This is a genomic window from Desemzia sp. FAM 23989 (genome assembly GCF_045528345.1).
Classification (GTDB): Bacteria; Bacillota; Bacilli; order Lactobacillales; family Carnobacteriaceae; genus Desemzia.
In genome coordinates, this window is the sequence record NZ_JBGQQT010000002.1 from 93511 (window position 1) to 108607 (window position 15097).

Genomic DNA, 15097 nt, shown 5'->3' on the forward strand with positions numbered 1-15097 from the left:
TTTTCCCTCGTTTTTTATGGTTCATAATTGCATTATGTTATTTAGTGTATTTCAAAAAATAGTTCTTTTTTTGCGTAAATTATTTTGAGGTGATGTGATGGAAAAGTGGTTAGTTGGAAGAGAATTGTTGCGGAACGAACTGATTTCTGTAATAGAAGCTTCAGAAAACATTCAAGAGAGAAAAGGCTTTACGTTAAATGCCAAAGAAATCATCTGTAATCGATGCGGCGCCAGTCAATCGAAAGATAGAATCAGTGCGCCTTGTCCATGTAGTACAGACTGTTTTTATTGTGTCAGCTGTCTGCAAATGGGGAAAGTAAAAAAATGCAGTGTTTTGTACTATCAGCAAGAAGAAAACAGTTTTGATGATCTAGAGGAACCTATTTTGACTTGGACAGGATCGTTGTCTCCCCAACAGCAGCAAGCTTCAGTAGAGATTTTGAATGCTGTACGAGTTGGAGAAGAGCGGTTGATTTGGGCGGTTGCAGGTGCGGGGAAGACGGAAATGCTATTTCAAGGAATAGCCGATGCATTAAAGGATAAGAAGAGAGTCTGTGTGGCTTCTCCTCGAGTAGATGTTTGCTTGGAGTTAGCGCCTCGATTGCAACAAGCTTTTTTGCATGTAGAAATAGCTGTTTTGCATGGAAATATGGAAGAACCTTATACTTATACACAGCTTGTGATTGCGACAACGCATCAGCTGATGCGGTTCCGTGAGGCGTTTGATGTGCTGATTATTGATGAGATAGATGCTTTTCCATTTCATATCGATAAAAGCTTGCAATTTGCTGCTCAAAAGGCTCGTAAGAAAAAGGGAGCCTTGATTTACTTATCAGCTACACCAAGTAAGGAAATGCAAAAAGCGATTCGGTCAAAACAATTATCGGCATCGATTTTACCCGCTCGTTATCATGGTTTTTCACTGCCTGTGCCAAAGTTTATTTGGACAGGAGATTGGCGAAAAGGGATAGCAGATCATAAAAAAGCCTTACCTTTCTTGGATCACGTCAAAAGATTGACAGAGAAAAAACGGAGATTTCTTATTTTTGTGCCTCATATTGCATTGATGGGACAATTGGATGCTTATTTACAAATCCTGTTTCCAGCACATTCTTTTACGAGTGTTTACGCAGAGGATCCAGAGAGAAAAGAAAAAGTTTTAAAGATGAGGCAAGAAGAATATGATTTTTTACTGACTACCACTATTTTAGAAAGAGGAGTAACCTTTAGAGATATTGATGTATTGGTCTTAGGTGCAGAAGACAAAACTTTTACAGAAGCTGCACTGGTGCAAATTGCCGGTCGAGCTGGAAGGCACAAAGATTATCCAAAAGGAGAAGTGTTATTCTTTCATTATGGGCAGTCAAAAGAAATGAAACGAGCGCGTAAACAAATTCGGCAAATGAATAAATGGGCATCGGAGAGAGGACTGATCCAAAAATGACCAATTGTTTGTGGTGTGGACGTGAAGAGTTGCCTAAAATTCGTTTGATCGATATTGTTGGACTGACAAAAATTAAAACAGAACCTCTGTGCAGACAATGTAAAAAGCAATTAAGCTATTTAGACGATCAATCAACTTGCAGGGGGTGTGGAAGACCTGAAGACGGGGAGGAATACTGTAAAGATTGTATACGTTGGCAAAATCTTTATCCCCATTATGATTTTCATAATGAAGCATTGTACGAATACAATGAGTTTATGAAAGAGTGGATAGAAGCCTATAAATTTAAAGGAGACTACCGCTTAGGAAAGGTATTTGCGGAACCGCTAAAGTACAAGGTTGAAAAGAGAGCTGATACAGAGTCTGTTATCATACCGATTCCCATCAGCAAGAAAAGTATGGATATTAGAGGATTTAATCAAGTGAAAGGATTGCTGGATTTTGCAGGCCTTTCATATAATGAAGTTTTGGTTCATGTAGGGATTGGAGAGAAGCAATCTAGTAAGAATCGACAACAGCGGATGACCAGCTCGCAACCATTTGAAATCAAACCAAGTAAACGGATAGAAATAGAATGTCGGAATATATTATTGATCGACGATGTTTACACTACAGGAAGAACTCTTTTTCATGCAGCAGATTGTTTGTTTTTGAATGGTGCGGCTAACGTGCAGTCTTTGACGATCGCACGTTAAAGCGGATTAAAAGCGTGCAAAATTCTTTTGACGACAAAAGAAAGATTTCAATTGAAAAGTTTGCTTATTAAAACGCTATCTTTTATAATGACAATAAGCAATACATCCTGTGAGTGGTCCACATGGTGTTGCGGTATCTGATGATGAGAGGTGTTAAAACAGCAGAATCAGAACTACTAATATATGAAGATAGGCGGATTCATAAAGAAAGTTCTGCTATTTAAACGAATCATTGAATTACCAAAAAGGTATCAGATGAAAGGGGAGACTGTTTATGATTAGATACAATGTCCGTGGAGAAAACATCGAGGTGACTGCTGCAATTCGCAGTTATGTTGAGAAAAAAGTAAGTAAGATTGAAAAATACTTTAATGATGTACCAGAAGCCACAGCTCATGTAAACTTAAAAACTTATTCTGATAAAACAGCTAAAGTAGAGGTTACAATCCCAGTACCTTATATTGTATTACGTGCAGAAGAAACCTCTCCAGATCTATATGGAAGTGTGGATTTGGTTGTAGATAAATTGGAAAGACAAATGCGCAAATACAAAACAAAATCAAACCGTAAAGGGCGCGACCAAGTATCTCAACCTGTTGACCCATTGATTGGAACTGACTTCGAGCATGCTGATGCAGAAGAAGTCGAAGAAGAGTTGCCAATTGTGCGCACAAAACGCTTATCATTGAAACCAATGAACAGTGAAGAAGCCGTATTGCAAATGGATATGCTTGGACACGACTTCTTTATTTTCGAGGACGCAGATACAAACGGAACAAGCATTGTTTACCGCAGAAATGACGGGAAATATGGATTGATTGAAACAGAATAATCGTTGATTCTATCTATTAATAAATGAGTTAAACTAAAAGAACACAAGCGAAGAGTTCATTCTCCGTTTGTGTTCTTTTTACGATTTGAGGTCAATCATAGAGTATTTAGTCCATTACTGCCATAAGTTTAGGAGAGGGAAGCTGGTTTTATCGAAAAAAGCTTTAATTTCTTTCTATATATGATAGAATTAGAAAGAATGTAAACTGAATAATAGGCGAAGTGTAACAAAAAGGATATGTCAGATTATATAGGCAAATAACTAGTGGATAGAATGATCATATAGGGGAGAAATATTGAATGGCAAATTTATTACGCAAAATTTTTGATACAGATAGAACAGAATTAAAAGAATTGGATAAAATCGCAAAACAGATAGAAACGTTTGCTGATCAAATGGCAGCTCTAACTGATGAGCAGCTGCAAGCAAAAACGCCAGAATTGCAAGAACGTTACCAAAAAGGTGAAACTCTGGATGAAATGTTGCCAGAAGCATTTGCTGTAGTTCGAGAAGCTGCAAAACGAGTGTTGGGATTGTATCCTTTCCATGTTCAATTAATGGGTGGTATCACCTTGCACAGAGGAAATATCGCGGAAATGAAAACTGGTGAAGGGAAAACTCTGACTGCTACGATGCCCGTTTATTTAAATGCGCTTAGTGGTGAGGGAGTTCATGTTGTTACCGTCAATGAATATTTGGCTAGTCGTGATGCGATCGAAATGGGAGAGCTGTACGAATGGTTAGGTTTAACGGTTGGGTTGAACACCAACGATAAATCCTCTGCGGAGAAACGAGAAGCTTACCAATCGGATATTATGTACAGTACGAATAACGAATTGGGCTTTGATTATTTACGTGACAACATGGTTGTTTACAAAGAACAAATGGTGCAACGTCCATTGAATTTTGCTGTAGTGGATGAGGTTGACTCGATTTTAGTGGATGAAGCCAGAACACCATTGATTATTTCTGGACAAACACAAAAATCAAATACTCTTTACACACGTACAGACTTTTTTGTTAAAGGTTTAACCGAAGAAGAAGATTACACGATTGATGTTTCTTCAAAAACGATTGCTTTGACAGAAACGGGTATGGAAAAAGCCGAAAAAACGTTTAGAGTCCAAAATTTATACGATGTTGAAAACCAAGAGTTGACGCATCACTTAGACCAAGCTTTACGAGCAAATTACATTATGCACCATGATTTTGATTATGTAGTACAAGAAGGCAAAGTAAAAATCGTAGACCAATTTACTGGACGTATCATGGAAGGTCGTCGTTATTCAGATGGACTTCATCAAGCAATCGAAGCTAAAGAAGGCGTTGAGATTCAAAAAGAATCTAAAACAATGGCCAATATTACCTTCCAAAACTACTTCCGTATGTACAAAAAATTATCTGGTATGACAGGGACCGCCAAAACAGAAGAAGAAGAATTCCGTGAAATCTATAATATGAATGTAGTCGCTATTCCGACGAACAAACCATTGCAACGGGATGACCGTGCGGACTTGTTGTATCCTTCTTTGGAAAGCAAATTCAAAAGTGTTGTAGCAGAGATCAAAGAACGCCATGCTAAAGGCCAGCCGATTTTGGTAGGTACTGTAGCCGTGGAGACTTCTGAATTGCTTTCTAGAATGCTGAAACAAGAAAAAATTCCACATGCTGTATTGAATGCAAAAAATCACTTTAAAGAAGCGGAAATCATTACCAATGCGGGTCAACAAGGTGCTGTAACGATTGCTACCAATATGGCTGGTCGTGGGACAGATATCAAGTTGGGGGCTGGAGTTCGTGAAATAGGCGGATTATGTGTTATCGGTACCGAAAGACATGAATCTCGCCGTATTGACAATCAATTGCGTGGACGCGCTGGACGTCAAGGAGATCCGGGTGTCAGTCAATTCTACTTATCTTTAGAAGATGATTTGATGAGACGCTTTGGTTCTGAAAAGATTCAAGCTGTCTTGCAACAATTAAAGATTCAAGAAGAAGATGCTGTTATCCAAAGTAAAATGATCTCTCGCCAAGTAGAATCGGCACAAAAACGTGTCGAAGGAAACAACTACGATACACGTAAAAATGTCTTGAAATATGACGACGTGATGCGTGAACAACGGGAAGTCATTTACAAACAAAGACTTGAAGTCATCATGGAAACTGAATCGTTGAAGAATGTATCCGTGCCGATGATCAAACGTACGATCAATCGAATCGTTCAAGCCAATACTCAAGGTGAAACGAAGGATTGGGACTTGCAAAATATTGTTGATTTTGCCGGTTCAGCATTAGTTCATCAAGATGATGTATCATTGAGCGATATGGAAGGCAAAACGGCTGAGCAAATCGAAACCTATTTATTAGACCTAGCTAAGACGGTCTATGCAGAAAAAGAAACTCAACTAAATGGTACTGAGCAAGTACTGGAATTTGAAAAAGTCATTATCCTGCGTGTTGTCGACAGCAAATGGACAGATCACATCGATACGATGGATCAATTGCGTCAAGGTATCGGTTTGCGTGCTTATGGGCAATCAAATCCGTTAGTAGAATACCAAACAGAAGCCTTTAATTTATTTGAAGAGATGATTGCAGCTATCGATTACGATGTGACTCGCTTCTTGATGAAAGCACAAATTCGTCAGAACTTGAAACGAGAACAAGTCAGTGCTGGAACGCCAGCTCATGCTGAAAATGCTAAAAAAGCTGCTGAACAAGCTAAACAAGTGATGAAACAAGCTGTTCATGTTGACGGATCTAAGGTTGGCCGTAACGATCCGTGCCCATGCGGCAGCGGCAAAAAATTCAAGAATTGTCATGGACAAGATGTATAGTCTTTTCATTAAAAATGAAATAAAGCAAATAAAAAAATACGAGCTTCGATAAGCTGTATTTAAAGACTAGAGGGTTTAGACAAATTATTTGGCTAAGCCCTTTAGTGAATTTTGGGAGGAATTTTAATGGAACTCAGTGAAGTAAGAAATTTTTTAGAATTTGTTGAAAAGAAGTTAGCCAATTTCAGGGGGTCTCTTTGACTTAGAAGGTATGGAGCGAGACATTGCTGAGTACAATGAAATGATGGCTGAACCAGGTTTCTGGGACAACACCGAGAAAGCTCAACAAACGATCAATGATGCGAATACGATCAAAGAGAAGTACAACCAGTTTAAAGGATTAGAAACGCAAAAAGAAGATCTTGAAGTGATGCTGGAAATGCTGAATGAGGAAAAAGACGAAGCGTTGGAAAAAGAATTAAGTGATACGACGATCCAATTTGAAAAAGAAGTAGAAGAATTCGAACTTCAAATGCTGTTAAGCGAGCCGTATGATAAAAATAATGCCTTGCTGGAAATTCATCCTGGAGCAGGCGGAACAGAGTCTCAAGATTGGGGCAGTATGTTGTACCGAATGTATACTCGTTGGGCAGAACAAAAAGGTTTTAAGATAGAGATTCTTGATTACCAGGATGGTGACGAAGCGGGAATTAAAAGTGTGACCTTATTGATCAAAGGACAAAATGCTTATGGGTATTTGAAAGCTGAAAAAGGTGTACATCGTCTTGTACGGATTTCACCTTTTGACTCTGCTGGAAGACGGCACACCTCCTTTGCGTCGGTAGATGTGGTTCCGGAATTTGATGATGATATTGATATTGAAATCAATCCGGACGAGTTGCGTATCGATACTTATCGAGCAAGTGGAGCTGGTGGACAACACATCAATAAAACAGATTCAGCGGTCCGCATCACCCATTTACCGACTGGAGAGGTAACGGCTAGTCAAGCGCAACGCTCGCAATTGCAAAATAAAGAGCAAGCAATGAAAATGCTGAAAGCCAAATTGCATCAACTGCAGCTCGAAGAAAAAGAAAAAGAAATGGCTGCTATTCGTGGAGAACAAAAAGAAATCGGATGGGGTTCTCAAATTCGCTCTTATGTTTTTCATCCGTATTCTATGGTTAAAGATCATCGGACGAACTATGAAACTGGAAATGTGAATAATGTGATGGATGGAGATTTAGATCCATTTATCCATGCTTATTTAACTAGTCATATCAGCAACTAAAAATATTCTGTCGAACTTTCGTCATACTTTATAGATGGCGAAGGTTCTTTTTTTGTCATCTTTGTAACATTCAAAGAATCCGGCTCTCTCGAAAAGAGGTGATAAAAGCAGCCAATTGCTCAATATAAGGCAAGCTAACCTCTAAACAATAGTAAAGTTGGAGTGAAGTCGAAGTAGAGAAAGACACAGGTAGAAAGAGTTCTATAGTGACATGTTGTGAAATATATTGAAATGTTTTTGTAAAGAGATTAAAACAGACATTGATTCTCTAAATGATATAATTGTTTTTGGGCAAAGGGAATACTTTGCTTTTTTTATACTGTTAGACAGTGTAAAAAAAATTCAAACTTAGATAGGTGATAAAATAATGATTGAAATGCTCAACGTTTCGAAGAAGTATCCTAATGGGATTACTGCTGTGAATGATTTGTCTATTCGTATTGAGCAAGGCGAATTTGTCTATGTAGTTGGGCCAAGTGGTGCTGGGAAGTCAACTTTTATTAAAATGATCTATAGAGAAGAGCTGCCTACAAAAGGAACGATAAAAGTAGGAGATTTTGATTTAGCGAAAATGAAAAATAAACAAGTTCCTTTTTTAAGAAGACATGTTGGAGTAGTTTTCCAAGATTTTAAACTGTTGCCAAGACTTACTGTATACGAAAATATTGCTTATGCAATGGAAGTAGTGGAAAAAAATCCAAAAGCTATTAAAAAACGTGTTTTGGAAGTACTGGATTTGGTGAAGCTGAAACATAAAGTTAAGATGTTCCCGAATGAATTATCAGGTGGAGAACAACAACGGATTGCGATCGCAAGAGCTATTGCCAATATGCCTCGCGTATTGATTTGTGATGAGCCGACTGGTAACTTAGACCCCGAAACATCATGGGAAATTATGCATATTTTAGATGAAATTGCCAACAGCGGAACAACCATTATTATGGCAACTCACAATAGTCAAATCGTTAATGAAGTAAGACATCGTGTTCTTGCAATCGAAAATGGCCGCATTGTCCGTGACCAACAGGAAGGGGACTATGGCTATGAAGCTTAGAACGATGGGAAGACATATCAAAGAAGCATTTAAAAGCTTAGTCAGAAATGGCTGGATGTCACTGGCAGCGGTTAGTGCTGTTGCTGTAACATTACTTTTAGTTGGTAGTTTTATCGCATTATTAATGAATGTAAATAAATTAGCCTCTGATGTAGAAAATGATGTGAGTGTTCGTGTATATATCGATTTAGCTGCAACAGAAGAACAACAATCGCAGTTAGGTGAAGACTTAGAAAAACTGCCAGAAGTTGAAACCGTTGAATATTCTAGTCGTGAAGATGAATTGCAACAAGTAGTTGGAACTTATGGAACAGAATTTGACTTATTCGAAGGCGATGATAATCCATTGCACGACGTTTATATCGTCAATACCAATTCGCCAGAACAAACTAGTGTCGTAGCTGAAAAAGTCGAAGAAATGGAATTTGTATCTCAAGCCAATTATGGTGGAGCAGAAGCAGATAAATTATTTGAAACAATGGAAAGTGTCCGCAATATTGGTGGGGTAGTTATTATAGCATTACTACTAACAGCGGTCTTCTTGATTTCAAATACGATTCGTATCACTATTTTCTCGAGACGAACAGAAATTGAGATCATGAAATTAGTAGGAGCCACAAACTGGTTTATCCGTTGGCCATTTGTTATTGAAGGAGCACTTATAGGATTAGTTGGTGCTATCATCCCAACAGCTATCATTAGTGCAGTATATGTATACGGATATGATATGATTTCAAATTATTTTGTTGGAACCTACTTCTCATTATTACCGGTAAATCCTTTCTTATTCCAACTGGGAGCAGTACTCTTAGCAGTCGGAATAGTTATCGGAGCAATAGGATCCTTACTTTCTATTAGAAAATTTTTACGTGTGTAAACAAAGTCAAAAATGTTAAAGAACTAGTCAAGTGTAAAGCAACTAGCAGTCAAAAACTTATCGAATAATTGGGGGAAACATCGTGAAAAAGAAATTAGTCCATCTAGCATTGCTTACAGTATTAGGGTTTACTACAGTGGTATCGCCGATAACGGCTTATGCATCAATCGATTCAGATATTGAGAGTACAAACAAACAATTGTCAGATTTAGAAGCACAAGAGAAATCTGCTCAAGCAACTCTAGTAGAAATTGCTGATTCTATCAAAGAGAATGAATCTAAAGCAGATTCTCTAGTAAAAGAAATGACAGAAGCTCAAACAACATTGAAAGAATTACAATCTGAAATCAACTCTTTAACAGAAGCGATTGAAAACCGTGAAGAGAAATTGGCTGCACAAGCTCGTTCTGTTCAAACAAGCGGAAACACTGGAAACTTTGTTCAGTTTCTTTTAGAATCTGAAACTTTTGCTGATGCAATGACACGGATGGACGTAATTTCTAGTTTAGTTAAAGCTAATCAAGATCTAGTTACAGCTCAAAATGAAGATAAAGAAGCAGTAGCTGCTGCAGAAGCTGCAACAGAAGAAAAACTGCAAGAACAAAATGTATTAGCTGCGGAACTAGAAGCAGCTAAAGCTGATTTAGAAACTAAAAAGCTTGAAAAAGAAGTAGCAGTAGCAACCATTGCAGCTGATAAAGCTGATGTTCAAGATCAAAAAGACTACTATTTGAGTGTAAAAGAAGCAGCAGAAACAGAAGCTGCATTATTGACTTCAGTAGAAGCCGTTACACCTGCAGCAAGTACGGACAATAGTTCTTCTGATTCAGAAACTGCATCTGCATCAACTGTAGAAGCAGCTTCTGCTCCAGAAGCTGAATTGAAAGCTGCACAAACAGCTAACGCAACCACTTCTCCAGCAGGTGGAGTTTGGGGTACTGTTAAAAATGCAGCATTCTCAGTAAGTGGTACACCGTATCTATTTGGTGGGACAACTACATCTGGATTTGACTGTTCTGGATTTACAAGCTATGCTTTTGCAAAAGCTGGCATTTCACTTCCACGTACAGCAAGCGGACAATATGCAGCTTCTACAAAAATTTCTCAATCTCAAGCACAACCAGGTGATTTAGTATTCTTCAGCCAAACTGGTGGAGTTGATCATGTAGGAATTTATTTAGGAAACAATAAATTTATTGGTGCACAAAGTTCAACTGGAGTAGCAGTTGCTGAAATCAATCAATATTACTGGGCAAAATACCTAGTAGGTTTTGGACGAGTAAACTAATTTAATCATTATAGAGCATCCCCATTTAATTATGCGATAATAGAGATTGAATGCTTTTACGTTGGAGGCAGGACCTAGAGTCCTGCCTCTTTTTGTTCGCCCAGCATGGGCGAACTCTAACGGGTGCAAGTCCCGAATGCGACCTGACAGTGGTAAAGCATATAGTAGAAGGCAAAGGTGTCCACTGTGAGGTGAAATTTGGGTTCTGTGGCATTTAACGTTGGAAACTAAAACCATATTTTCTCATTAATTGTTAATTGTTGCTCGGAGGAGAACATGAATGAATCTGAGACAGCCAGCAACTCTATTGTTTTAGTTTATTAGTCAAGTGAAACTTCATTTTAGGTTCATTTGAGAAGTAAATACAATTTATTAGTCAATTGAGAGCTTAAGTGAACGCTGCTTCATCAATAAACCCCATTTATTCATCGAGTCGGACATTTTTGATTCCTCACTTGATGAATAACCCTCATTTGCTCCCACAAATGAAGGCCTCTTTTCACAGTGAACAGAGCGTTCCTCCAAAGGAAGCTGTTGAGTGCCGTTACTCTACTCGAATAAAAACAAAAACGCCTAGTTTAAGTCCGCTTTTGTTTCCTCCTCACTGTTAATTGAAATAGAACCATACGTCTAAATCTTCTTCCTGACTATTAAGAAGAGCCCAGCTTTCTAGAATAAAGACTTATACAATAAACGCACTTTTTTTCAATACTCTTTTTATCATTAGTAAATTATATTTTTGTTTCCTTATGGTATAGTAGAGATAAATAGAATGCGTAAAAAGTTTTTTTGTGTATTTTTGTAAAAGTAATGTAAATTGTATGGTCTTTGTAAAAATCAAGATTATCTAATGTTTATTTGTTAAAATAAATGTTGGAGCTGGGAAGAAGGGGAAAATATGGTAAGTAATCTATTCAGTGCAGTACTACTCTTTTTTATTCAACCAACTTTTTTGATCGGTGTTATGGTGGCACTAAGTTTAGCAGTTAATAGAAAAAAACAAGAACGAAAGTTGTTTCGCGTAGCCATTAATAAAGACAATCATGAGGTGGTTCAATTTTTTACAAAAGGATTGATTCCCGGATTAATCGGTTCGCTCTTGATTGTTGGTGCTGGTGTACCGATCACGATTGAAATTATAGTTCTTTATCAACTATTTGCACTTCTAGGATTGCTGGCTGGATTACGCTTTTTTCATCCTCTATTTACGTTTCCTTTATCCGCTTTAGCTATTATTGGAATAGATAGATTTGGAATAGTGGATCAACTACCGAATCCCATCAATGATTGGTATCAGGGGATTACTCAACTAGAGTGGTTGAATGCTCAGCTCATCCAGAATAGTTTAATGATTGCAGTATTCAGTTTACTTGCAACAACAGCTTATTTGTTTTATCAAAGAGAGACGAGTTTTTCTCCAAGATTCAATAAAACCAAGAGAGGGAAGAAAATCGCGACATACCCATTGACGCCTTTTTGGTTGATGCCCTTAGTGCTTGTTATACCAGGTGAAACCTTTACTGAGTTATTTGATTGGTGGCCAGTCTTTTCTATTGGAAATGGAACTTATTCTTTTTTTGTGTTGCCCCTATTGATCGGATTTAGATACACTGTTCAATCTCAAGTTCCAAAAGAGGCAACTGAAAAAATAGCTAAGGAATTAAGTCTTGTAGCTCTACTCGGGCTCCTGTGCGTTGCAGGTTCTTTTTGGAATTCTTTGATCTTGTTAGGCGGATTAACAGTTTTATTCTTAGGTGGCGTTATTGTACTATGGAGACACTATTTGAGAGAAAAAAGTGGACGACGACTATATGCACCTGCGGATAAAGGATTAAAGATCATCGGTATCCGACCTAATACTCCGGCAGAAAAAATGAAGTTGCAGGCAGGAGAAACAGTAACTTATTGCAATGAAATCCCCATTGAGACAGAAGATGACTTCTATGCAGCTCTTGCTAAAAACAGTGTTTATTGTCATTTAAAAGTCAATGACATCAGCGGTGAACCACGATTAACGGAGACGGCTTTATACGCTGATGATCCACATGGACTTGGAATTGTCTTTTTACCCTGACAAAATGAAAAAAGTTAACGGAGGAACAATATGAAAAAAGTATTGATCGTAGACGATGAACCTTCAATTATTACGTTACTAGCGTTTAATTTAGAAAAAGAAGGCTATTCAGTTAAAACGGCTTCTGATGGATTAGAAGGGTACGAGTTAGCTGTTACGAAATCATTTGATTTTATTATTTTAGATTTAATGTTGCCATCAATGGATGGAATGGATATTTGTAAAAAGCTGCGTCAAGAAAAGATCAACACTCCTATCTTGATGTTAACTGCTAAAGACGATGAACTCGAAAAAATTATAGGGTTAGAACTGGGCGCGGATGACTATATGACAAAGCCGTTCAGCCCTCGGGAAGTCTTAGCTCGAATGAAGGCTATCATGCGTAGAATGGGTGAGCCTTCTGAGAATACTGAAAACGAAGCTAAAACAGATGTGCCAAATGAAGACGAAAAAATCGAAGTGGGAGAAATCGTCATTTACCCACAACAATATGAAGTAGTGGTTCGCGGTGACCAAATCGAATTGACACCAAAAGAATTCGAACTGCTCTTGTATATGACTAAAAGATTGAATCGTATTCTAAGCCGTGAGCAGCTTCTTAATGCTATTTGGAACTTTGATTATGCAGGAGAAACACGAATTGTGGATGTGCATATCAGTCACTTACGCGAAAAAATCGAAGTAGATACTAAAAATCCTGAATACATTCGTACTGTTAGAGGTTTCGGATATAAATTCGAGGCGCCTAAAGTATGAAGCAACTGCATTTAAGGATTTTAAGTACCTTTATGATTATTTTCATTTTGTTCAGCTTAGTATTCGGTGTCTTTTTAAATAATCTATTGGACTCGCATTCTCGTGAGCGACAAAGTGACACATTGATTGAACAAGCTCGATTGATGGGTTCCTTTTTATCCGATGACTTCGTAGAAAACAGCCCGATATCTGACACTTTAATGCAAATGGATGCTCTGTCTGTCCAACTGGATGAACGAATCACATTGATTCAACCAGATGGTACAGTTATTTATGATTCTGAAACAAATGCAGAAACGTTAGAGAATCATGCGCAAAGAGAAGAAGTGGAAACAGTTATAGATGGAAGTTCTTATGGAATAGGATCCCGGGTGAGCAATAGTACAGGGATAGAAGAATACTATGTGGCTGTACCTTTATTTGATGAAACTGGTGAACTCATTAATATCCTGCGTTTGTCTCAACCAGTTGAAACCATTACTCAGTTGTACACTGAAATCAATCAGTCTCTGGTTCTATTTATTATTGTGGCTTTATTAGTAGCGTCAATCATCACGTATTTCACAACTAAACGCATTATAAGCCCTATAGAAGAAGTTATGGATGTGACAAAAGAGCTTTCTGAAAAACACTATACGGTGCGTTATTCGGGTCAAGGATTTGGAGAGATTTCTAAATTGGGCTCAACTGTAAATGAACTGGCAGAGAGTTTAGAAAACCAAATGTTGGAGATTAGACAAAACGATGAACGACTGTATGAGTTGATCAATCATTTAGTGATTGGCGTCATGCTACTGGACGATCAACGCAACATCCAAATGGTCAATCCAGCCATGAATCGGATTTTAGGTGAAGATACGTCTAAACTGTTAGGGAAAACTTATGTGGAAGCCATTAAAAGCTATGGGTTAAGTCATATTATAGAGAGAGCGTACAGAAGGAAAAAAGCTCAAAATAATGAGATTTATTTCTATTATCCACAAGATCGAATCGTGGATGCCAATATTGTTCCGATCAGCGGGAAAAATCCTGGAGAACTCAACGTGATCGTTTTGCTGTATGATATTACGGAAATCAGGAGATTGGAAAAAGTCCGGACAGACTTCGTTGCCAATGCATCTCATGAGTTGAGAACGCCTGTAACAGCTCTAAAAGGCTTTGCAGAGACACTTCTAGACGGGGCGAAGGAAGACAAAGAAGTATTGGATCAATTTCTGGAAATCATGTTAAAAGAAAGCATTCGGTTAGATTCTATTGTCAACGATATTTTAGAATTATCTCGCGTAGAACAAAAACAAGTTCCTGTAAATGCGGAAAACGTGAAGGTGCGAGAGGCTATTGAATCAACTTTCAAATTAGTGAAACAAAAAGCGGAAAGTAAACAAATGGAACTTTCTATTATTGAAGAAGATACAGTCAGTATCCAAACCGACTTAAGTCGCTTAAAACAGGTCTTAGCTAATTTGATCAACAACGCCATTGTGTATACTCAAGAAAAAGGGAAAGTAGTCGTGAAGATTCATAAAGAGGATGAATATGCTGTTATTGAAGTAAGTGATAATGGTATTGGAATTCCTGAAGATGAACAAGACCGGATTTTCGAACGTTTTTATCGTGTAGATAAAGCGAGAAGCCGAAACTCTGGTGGAACAGGATTAGGATTATCCATCGTGAAGTATTTAGTGGAGAACTTAAATGGTTCGATCACTGTACACAGTAAATTAGGACTTGGAACCACCTTCACAGTTAAATTGCCCTATCATTTGATTTAAACTCATAAAAGCTCAAGAAATCAGCAGAAATGTGGAGATTTCTTGAGCTTTTTTGTGTATTTCCAGCGATTACAGTTGAGGATAACTCAACTGAAAGGTTCAGGAAACTGATTATTTGGGGATAAAGTCGGATAGAAAAATACTATTTTTCTTAAGCTATGTACACGCTGAGTATAACTATTAATAGGTACAGTCTATCGAAGTTTGCGAAAATAATGACATAGGTTAAAGACTTAT

The 15097-nt window shown here is 37.8% G+C and carries 11 protein-coding genes; all 11 read left to right on the plus strand.

Annotated features, from left to right (window positions below; genetic code table 11):
• The first annotated feature begins 97 nt into the window (after positions 1-97).
• The 11 genes from ACEN36_RS02015 to pnpS all read left to right on the plus strand — a co-directional run bounded on the left by ACEN36_RS02015 (position 98) and on the right by pnpS (position 14860).
• The gene (locus ACEN36_RS02015; protein WP_407125817.1) at positions 98-1444 is read left to right on the plus strand and encodes a DEAD/DEAH box helicase; all 1347 of its coding nucleotides are present in this window, start codon (positions 98-100) and stop codon (positions 1442-1444) included.
• Positions 1441-2139: a ComF family protein gene (locus ACEN36_RS02020; RefSeq protein ID WP_407095858.1), complete on the plus strand. Its 699-nt coding sequence runs from the start codon at positions 1441-1443 to the stop codon at positions 2137-2139. Before ACEN36_RS02015 ends, ACEN36_RS02020 begins: the two co-directional genes overlap by 4 nt.
• Positions 2140-2413: 274 nt before the next feature.
• On the plus strand, positions 2414-2971 hold the full coding sequence (gene hpf, locus ACEN36_RS02025) for a ribosome hibernation-promoting factor, HPF/YfiA family (protein WP_407095859.1): 558 nt from the start codon (positions 2414-2416) through the stop codon (positions 2969-2971).
• A gap of 299 nt (positions 2972-3270) precedes the next feature.
• A complete protein-coding gene (gene secA / locus ACEN36_RS02030) occupies positions 3271-5808 on the plus strand; it encodes a preprotein translocase subunit SecA (protein ID WP_407095860.1) in 2538 nt (845 codons plus the stop codon).
• A gap of 126 nt (positions 5809-5934) precedes the next feature.
• A protein-coding gene (gene prfB, locus ACEN36_RS02035) for a peptide chain release factor 2 (protein ID WP_407095861.1) occupies positions 5935-7039 on the plus strand; the annotation gives its coding sequence in 2 pieces (ribosomal slippage) (positions 5935-6006 and positions 6008-7039; 1104 coding nt in all).
• A 367-nt stretch (positions 7040-7406) separates the two neighbouring features.
• Positions 7407-8093 carry a cell division ATP-binding protein FtsE gene (gene ftsE, locus ACEN36_RS02040; protein ID WP_407095862.1) on the plus strand — a complete coding sequence of 229 codons (687 nt, stop codon included), beginning with the start codon at positions 7407-7409 and terminating at the stop codon, positions 8091-8093.
• Positions 8083-8970 (plus strand): permease-like cell division protein FtsX, encoded by an 888-nt coding sequence (gene ftsX, locus ACEN36_RS02045; protein ID WP_407095941.1) that lies wholly within the window; start codon positions 8083-8085, stop codon positions 8968-8970. Before ftsE ends, ftsX begins: the two co-directional genes overlap by 11 nt.
• Positions 8971-9052: 82 nt before the next feature.
• The gene (locus ACEN36_RS02050) at positions 9053-10258 is read left to right on the plus strand and encodes an NlpC/P60 family protein (protein ID WP_407095863.1); all 1206 of its coding nucleotides are present in this window, start codon (positions 9053-9055) and stop codon (positions 10256-10258) included.
• 898 nt (positions 10259-11156) lie between these two features.
• Entirely contained in the window at positions 11157-12332 is a 1176-nt protein-coding gene (locus ACEN36_RS02055; RefSeq protein ID WP_407095864.1) for a PDZ domain-containing protein, read from the plus strand.
• Positions 12333-12362: 30 nt separating this feature from the next.
• Positions 12363-13088, plus strand: a complete 726-nt coding sequence (locus ACEN36_RS02060) for a response regulator transcription factor (RefSeq protein WP_407095865.1) — start codon at positions 12363-12365, stop codon at positions 13086-13088.
• On the plus strand, positions 13085-14860 hold the full coding sequence (pnpS, locus tag ACEN36_RS02065) for a two-component system histidine kinase PnpS (protein WP_407125818.1): 1776 nt from the start codon (positions 13085-13087) through the stop codon (positions 14858-14860). The genes ACEN36_RS02060 and pnpS overlap by 4 nt, the downstream gene beginning before the upstream one ends.
• Positions 14861-15097 lie beyond the last annotated feature (237 nt).

What these genes read in the sequence shown, in the direction of transcription:
- ACEN36_RS02015 (WP_407125817.1), top strand. Translation starts at nt 98, where the DNA reads ATGGAAAAGTGGTTAGTTGGAAGAGAATTGTTGCGGAACGAACTGATT.
- ACEN36_RS02020 (WP_407095858.1), top strand. Translation starts at nt 1,441, where the DNA reads ATGACCAATTGTTTGTGGTGTGGACGTGAAGAGTTGCCTAAAATTCGT.
- hpf (WP_407095859.1), top strand. Translation starts at nt 2,414, where the DNA reads ATGATTAGATACAATGTCCGTGGAGAAAACATCGAGGTGACTGCTGCA.
- secA (WP_407095860.1), top strand. Translation starts at nt 3,271, where the DNA reads ATGGCAAATTTATTACGCAAAATTTTTGATACAGATAGAACAGAATTA.
- ftsE (WP_407095862.1), top strand. Translation starts at nt 7,407, where the DNA reads ATGATTGAAATGCTCAACGTTTCGAAGAAGTATCCTAATGGGATTACT.
- ftsX (WP_407095941.1), top strand. Translation starts at nt 8,083, where the DNA reads ATGAAGCTTAGAACGATGGGAAGACATATCAAAGAAGCATTTAAAAGC.
- ACEN36_RS02055 (WP_407095864.1), top strand. Translation starts at nt 11,157, where the DNA reads ATGGTAAGTAATCTATTCAGTGCAGTACTACTCTTTTTTATTCAACCA.
- ACEN36_RS02060 (WP_407095865.1), top strand. Translation starts at nt 12,363, where the DNA reads ATGAAAAAAGTATTGATCGTAGACGATGAACCTTCAATTATTACGTTA.
- pnpS (WP_407125818.1), top strand. Translation starts at nt 13,085, where the DNA reads ATGAAGCAACTGCATTTAAGGATTTTAAGTACCTTTATGATTATTTTC.